A 5,146-nucleotide genomic window follows, 5' to 3' on the forward strand; every position below is an offset into this window, starting at 1 on the left:
TGCCCTGCCCCGCCAGCTCCTGCGCATAGGCCTCGGCCGTGCCGTGCAGCGCGTTGACGCGCAGGCTCATCGGCGGATGCTCGTTGTTCGCCCTGAGGATGTCCTGCCACTGGTCGGGCCAGTCGGCCTTCAGCCGCTCGATCCACCAGTCCGGATGGTTCCAGGCGCCGCGCGGCTCGCGTTCGGCCGCGGCCACGATCGCGTCCCGCTCGCGCAGGAAGCGACGCAGCACGGCGTTGACGAAGCCGCCGCTGGCCGGCGCACGCTTGCGCACCGCGGCCACCGCCTGGTCCACCAGCGTGTGCGGCGCATAGGCATCCTCGCCGGGCCATAACAGCGCAAGTGCACTGACCAGCAGCGCGTCCACCTTGGGCGGCGGCGCCTTGGGCGCCAGCACGGCGCGCGCCGCCTCGGCCCCGCCCAGCCGGCGCAGCACCGCGAAGCTCAGCGCCTGCGTGCCGGCGCGCAGCTCGACCGGGCAGCGGGCCAGCAGTTCGGTCAGCGAGCGGCCGGAGCGCACGGACTGGACGGTGTCGGCCACCTGCAGCAGCAGCTGGTGAAGGGGGGCGGAAGGCGGGGACGATCGGGGCGAATTCACGCCGCCAGTGTAGACAGGCCACAATGCGACCCGAGGAAACCCGCACCGTAAAGAACCGCCCGATGTCCACCATCCCCGTCTCCGAACGCATCCGCTACCGCCTGGTCAGCGCCGACTGCCGCCACCACGCCAACGACAACATCGCCGACTTCATCGAGGACGGCGAGCTCGACGAGCTGCAGGCCGAGGTGCAGGCGAAGATGCAGGAGGTGCTGAAGGCGCTGGTGATCGACACCGAGAGCGACCACAACACCCAGGAGACCGCCAAGCGCGTCGCCAAGATGTTCGTGCGCGAGGTTTTCCGCGGCCGCTACGAGAAGGCGCCGGCGGTCACCGAGTTCCCCAACGTCGAGCGGCTCAACGAGCTGATGATCGTCGGCCCCATCACGGTGCGCAGCGCCTGCTCGCACCACCTGTGCCCGATCATGGGGCGGGTGTGGATCGGCCTGATGCCCAACGAGCATTCCAACCTGATCGGCCTGTCCAAGTACACCCGCATCTGCGACTGGATCATGAGCCGCCCGCAGATCCAGGAAGAGGCCGTCACCATGCTGGCCAACGAATTGCAGGAGCGGGTGCAGCCGGACGGCCTGGGCATCGTGATGGAGGCCGACCACTTCTGCATGCACTGGCGCGGCGTCAAGGACACGGGCACGAAGATGACCAACAGCGTGATGCGCGGCGCCTTCCTGAAGGACCCGGCGCTGCGGCGCGAGTTCCTGTCCCTGCTGAGCAACAAGTAACGCCTTATTTCGACGGAGGGTTCCCTCAAATGCTAGTTCGCCTTGTCTATGCCAGCCGTGCCGCCAGCGCCCTGGGCGAGCCCGAGCTGAATGCGATCCTGAAGTCCTCCCGCGAGCACAACCATGCCGAGGGCATCACCGGCCTGCTGTGCTTCAACGAGGGTGTGTTCATCCAGCTGCTGGAAGGCGGCCGCGGCGCCGTCAACGCCCGCTACAAGGCCATCATCGACGACCCGCGCCACAAGGACGTGATCCTGCTGGCCTACGAGGAGATCGCCGAGCGCGAGTTCTCCGGCTGGGCGATGGGCCAGGTGCAGTTCTCGCGGATGAACCGGGCGCTGCTCTTGAAGTATTCGGAGTCGGCCAAGCTGGATCCGTACACGATGAGCGGCAAGGCGCTGACCGGGCTGTTCCATGAGCTGGTGAGCGCGGGCGCGATCGCGTGTAGCTAAGCCAGCATCTCGTCCCAGGCCCTGCGCGCCCAGTCGCGCGCCTCTTCGCCCTCGGCCTCGCTGGGCGCATCGGACGAACCGCCGGCCCCGTGCACCGGCAGGTAGGTCTTCTCGGCCGCCACGTATTCATGCTCGCTGGCGATGTGCATCGCCCGGCGCGCGTCCACGAAGCTGTAGCAGCGGCTCTCCAGCCGGGGGTCGGGTCTTGCCTGGCCGGTGAGATCGGCCGCCAGCAGCGCCGCCAGCGCCCGGCCCTGGCTCATCGCCATGTGGCCGCTCTTGGGCATGCCGGGGGCTATCTGGATCGAGTCGCCGATCACGTGGACGTCCTTGGCCACGACGGACTCGAAGTCCGGGAAGCGCACGCCGACCCAGCGCCCGTTGCTGTTGGCGAGCCCGCCCTGCACCGCCACCGCGCCGGCCCGCATCGGCGGCAGCACATTGAGCACGTCGGCCTTCAGGTCTTCCTGGATCTCGAACTTCAGCGTGTTCCCGTCCACGGCGACCGTCTTCGTCTGCGGCTGGTACTCGATCAATCCCTTGTAGCTGTCCGCCCAGACCTTGCGGAACAACGCCGGCTTGGAGGTGATGTCCTCGTTGGCATCGATCACCAGCACCTTGGCGCGCGGCTTGGCCCGCTTCAGCCAGGCCGCGACGACGCAGGCCCGCTCGTAGGGCGCCGGTGGGCAGCGGTAGGGCGCCTCGGGGATGGCGATGGCGAAGACGCCGCCCTCGGGCATCGCCTCCAGTTGCCGGCGCAGCGTCAGCGTCTCTGGCCCGGCTTTCCAGGCCTGCAGGATGCGGCCGGCATCGTGGGCGGCGCGCAGGCCTTCGACGGCATCCCAGATCATGTCGACGCCGGGGCTCAGCACCAGCTTGTCCCAGGCCAGCTTGCGGCCCGAGGCGAGCGTCGCCGTGCGCGCCACCGGGTCGAAACCGAGCACCGTATCGCGCAGCACCTGCACGCCGTCGCGGGCCGCCAGCGCGGCATAACTGCGAGTCAGCGCTGACAGCTGCAGCGAGCCCTCCAGCACCAGGTTCGACAGCGGGCAGGAGACGAAGGCCGCGCCGGATTCGACCAGCGTGACCTCGACGGATCCCTTCGAATAGCGCCGCAGCCAGCGCGCCGCCATCGCGCCGCCGTAGCCGCCGCCGACGACCAGCACCCGCGCCTGCGTTCCCTTCCCTGCGCGTGCCGCCCCGGCCAGCAGGGTTCCGAGCAGCAGTTCGCGCCGGCGCATGACGACGATGCCGCGCCGCTACAGCGAGCGCGCCTCCGCGAAGCCGTACATGCCCGCCAGGATGCGCGTCGGGAACTGCCGCGCCGCTTCGTTGTACTGGCTCACGGCCAGGTTGAACACCTGCCGGGCGAAGGCCCGCTGGCGCTCGATCAGCTTGAGTTCGTCCACCATCGTGTCGATGCCGGCCTGCTCGCGCAGCTCGGCCTGGTGCTCGATCAGCGACATCAGCCGCGTCAGCGCCGCCGCATGGACCGCGCTGGCCACCGCCAGGCTGGCCACCGGGTCGCCCGCATAGGGCTTGGCGCGGGCCGCCTGGGCCGCGGCCTGGGCTTCGCCCTGGGCGCTGTCCAGGCTGTCCAGCGCCGACTGCTCGCTGGGCAGCAGCGGGCGCAGCGATGCCAGCAGCTTGGTGCACAGCGCCGCACGCTCGCTCAGGTGCTGGTCCAGCAGCGTGTAGGCATCGCCGATCGCATTGCGCAGGCGCATCAGGCGGTTGTAGGCGCCGATGCCCCAGAAGAAGAGGATCGCCGCCACCACGCCGAGTACCGCCTGCCAGCTCATGCCGTGTATTCGGCGTAGCCGCGCGCCCGGAGTTCACACGCGGGACAGGTGCCGCAGCCCCAGCCCCAGGCATGGCGCTGCGTGCGCTCGCCGAGGTAGCAGGTGTGCGTGTCCTCGATGATCAGCTCGTTCAGCGCGGCGCCGCCGAGGTCCTCGCTGAGCTGCCAGGTCTGCGCCTTGGTGATGAACATCAGCGGCGTCTCCAGCGTCATCGGTGCGTCCAGGCCCAGACTCAACGCCACCTGCAGCGCCTTCAGCGTGTTGTCGCGGCAGTCGGGGTAGCCGGAGTAGTCGGTCTCGCACATGCCGCCCACCAGCACCGAGGCGCCGCGGCGGTAGGCCAGCGTGGCGGCGAAGGTGAGGAACAGCAGGTTGCGGCCCGGCACGAAGGTGTTGGGCAAGCCGTTGGCCTGCATCTCGATGGCGACGTTCTCGGTCATCGCCGTCTGCGAGATCTGGCCCAGCAGGCTCAGGTCCAGCATGTGGTCCTCGCCGAGCTTGGCGGCCCAGTGCGGGAAGCGCGCGGTGATGTTGGCGCGCACGGTCTGGCGGCATTCGAGCTCGATGCGATGGCGCTGGCCGTAGTCGAAACCGATGGTTTCAACCTCGGCATAGCGGTCCAGGGCCCAGGCCAGGCAGGTGGTGGAGTCCTGGCCGCCCGAGAAGAGGACGAGGGCCTTGCGGGCCGTGTTGGCTTGCGGTGGAACGTGCATGCCGACATGTTATGTTTGCCCGCCTCACCGCAGGGAGAACGAGATGAAAAAGTCCTTTGCACTGTCGGGCATCCTGATGCTGGCCTGCGTCGCCGCGCTGGCCCAGCCGGCCGGCCGCGTCGAGCGGGTGCTGGTCTATCCGGGCGGTGCCTCCGTCGAGCGCACCGTCGCCGTCAAGGCCGGGCAGACCAGCCTGCGCATCGCCTGCCTGCCGGCCCGCTTCGAGCCTGACTCGCTGCAGCTCACGCCACCGGCCGGCATCCAGCTCGGCGAGATCAGCGTGCAGACGCAGGACCGCGCCGCCCAGCCCGAGTGCGCCACCTCGCCGCTCGACGCGCGCATCCGCGAGCTGGAGGACCAGCGCGCCGCGCTGGCGGCCGAGTCCTCCGCATTGGGCCTGTCCATCGAGTACCTGAAGAACTTCGGCAACGGCCGCGAGAGCGCCACCGCCCAGATCGCCGCCACCAGCGAAGCGCTGCGCCGCAACGGCCTGGACGCGCTGCAGAAGCAGAACACGCTGGCCCGCCGCCAGCAGGAGCTGGACCGCCAGCTCGCCCCGCTCACCGCCGAGCGCGACCGCATCGCCCAGGCCAACCCGCAGCTGCGCACGGTCACCGTGCGCCTGGTCGCGCCCGCGGCGGGCGAGCTGCGCCTGAGCTATCGCCTCAACCAGGCCGGCTGGGAGCCGGTCTACCGCGCCTATCTCGACACCGACACCGGCCGCGTGCGCCTGGAGCGCCATGCCCAGGTGGCGCAGAACAGCGGCGAGGACTGGAGCGGCGTGAAGCTGCGCCTGTCCACCGCGCAGCCGCGCCAGGCCACCGGCATGCCGCCGCCC

General features: G+C 69.9%; 7 protein-coding genes. 3 read left to right on the forward strand and 4 right to left on the reverse strand.

The features are described 5' to 3' along the window. Positions 1–598: transcription antitermination factor NusB (locus B0W88_RS29485; protein ID WP_369973962.1), on the reverse strand; the 598-nt coding region annotated here is incomplete at its 3' end. Positions 599–660: 62 nt separating this feature from the next. Here B0W88_RS29485 and folE point away from each other — a divergent pair. Both folE and B0W88_RS29495 read left to right on the forward strand, forming a co-directional pair. Further along, positions 661–1,341 (forward strand): GTP cyclohydrolase I, encoded by a 681-nt coding sequence (gene folE / locus B0W88_RS29490; protein WP_233151889.1) that lies wholly within the window; start codon positions 661–663, stop codon positions 1,339–1,341. A 29-nt stretch (positions 1,342–1,370) separates the two neighbouring features. After that, positions 1,371–1,793: a BLUF domain-containing protein gene (locus tag B0W88_RS29495; protein WP_077038098.1), complete on the forward strand. Its 423-nt coding sequence runs from the start codon at positions 1,371–1,373 to the stop codon at positions 1,791–1,793. Here the strand turns inward: B0W88_RS29495 and B0W88_RS29500 are convergent. The 3 genes from B0W88_RS29500 to queC are packed head-to-tail and all read right to left on the reverse strand — an operon-like array spanning position 1,790 to position 4,308. Further along, positions 1,790–3,034 carry an FCSD flavin-binding domain-containing protein gene (locus B0W88_RS29500; RefSeq protein WP_077038099.1) on the reverse strand — a complete coding sequence of 415 codons (1,245 nt, stop codon included), beginning with the start codon at positions 3,032–3,034 and terminating at the stop codon, positions 1,790–1,792. The genes B0W88_RS29495 and B0W88_RS29500 overlap by 4 nt on opposite strands. A gap of 18 nt (positions 3,035–3,052) precedes the next feature. Further along, positions 3,053–3,595, reverse strand: a complete 543-nt coding sequence (locus B0W88_RS29505) for a LemA family protein (protein ID WP_077038100.1) — start codon at positions 3,593–3,595, stop codon at positions 3,053–3,055. After that, positions 3,592–4,308, reverse strand: coding sequence for a 7-cyano-7-deazaguanine synthase QueC (queC, locus tag B0W88_RS29510; protein WP_077038101.1), 717 nt, complete (start codon positions 4,306–4,308; stop codon positions 3,592–3,594). Before queC ends, B0W88_RS29505 begins: the two co-directional genes overlap by 4 nt. A gap of 43 nt (positions 4,309–4,351) precedes the next feature. Here queC and B0W88_RS29515 point away from each other — a divergent pair. Then, positions 4,352–5,146: mucoidy inhibitor MuiA family protein (locus B0W88_RS29515; protein ID WP_158080968.1), on the forward strand; the 795-nt coding region annotated here is incomplete at its 3' end.

This window comes from Pelomonas sp. KK5 (assembly GCF_001984095.1).
Lineage (GTDB): Bacteria > Pseudomonadota > Gammaproteobacteria > Burkholderiales > Burkholderiaceae_C > KK5.

Excerpts from the sequence above, each read along its gene's own strand:
- folE (WP_233151889.1), top strand. The coding sequence starts at position 661 with ATGTCCACCATCCCCGTCTCCGAACGCATCCGCTACCGCCTGGTCAGC.
- B0W88_RS29495 (WP_077038098.1), top strand. The coding sequence starts at position 1,371 with ATGCTAGTTCGCCTTGTCTATGCCAGCCGTGCCGCCAGCGCCCTGGGC.
- B0W88_RS29500 (WP_077038099.1), bottom strand. The coding sequence starts at position 3,034 with ATGCGCCGGCGCGAACTGCTGCTCGGAACCCTGCTGGCCGGGGCGGCA.
- B0W88_RS29505 (WP_077038100.1), bottom strand. The coding sequence starts at position 3,595 with ATGAGCTGGCAGGCGGTACTCGGCGTGGTGGCGGCGATCCTCTTCTTC.
- queC (WP_077038101.1), bottom strand. The coding sequence starts at position 4,308 with ATGCACGTTCCACCGCAAGCCAACACGGCCCGCAAGGCCCTCGTCCTC.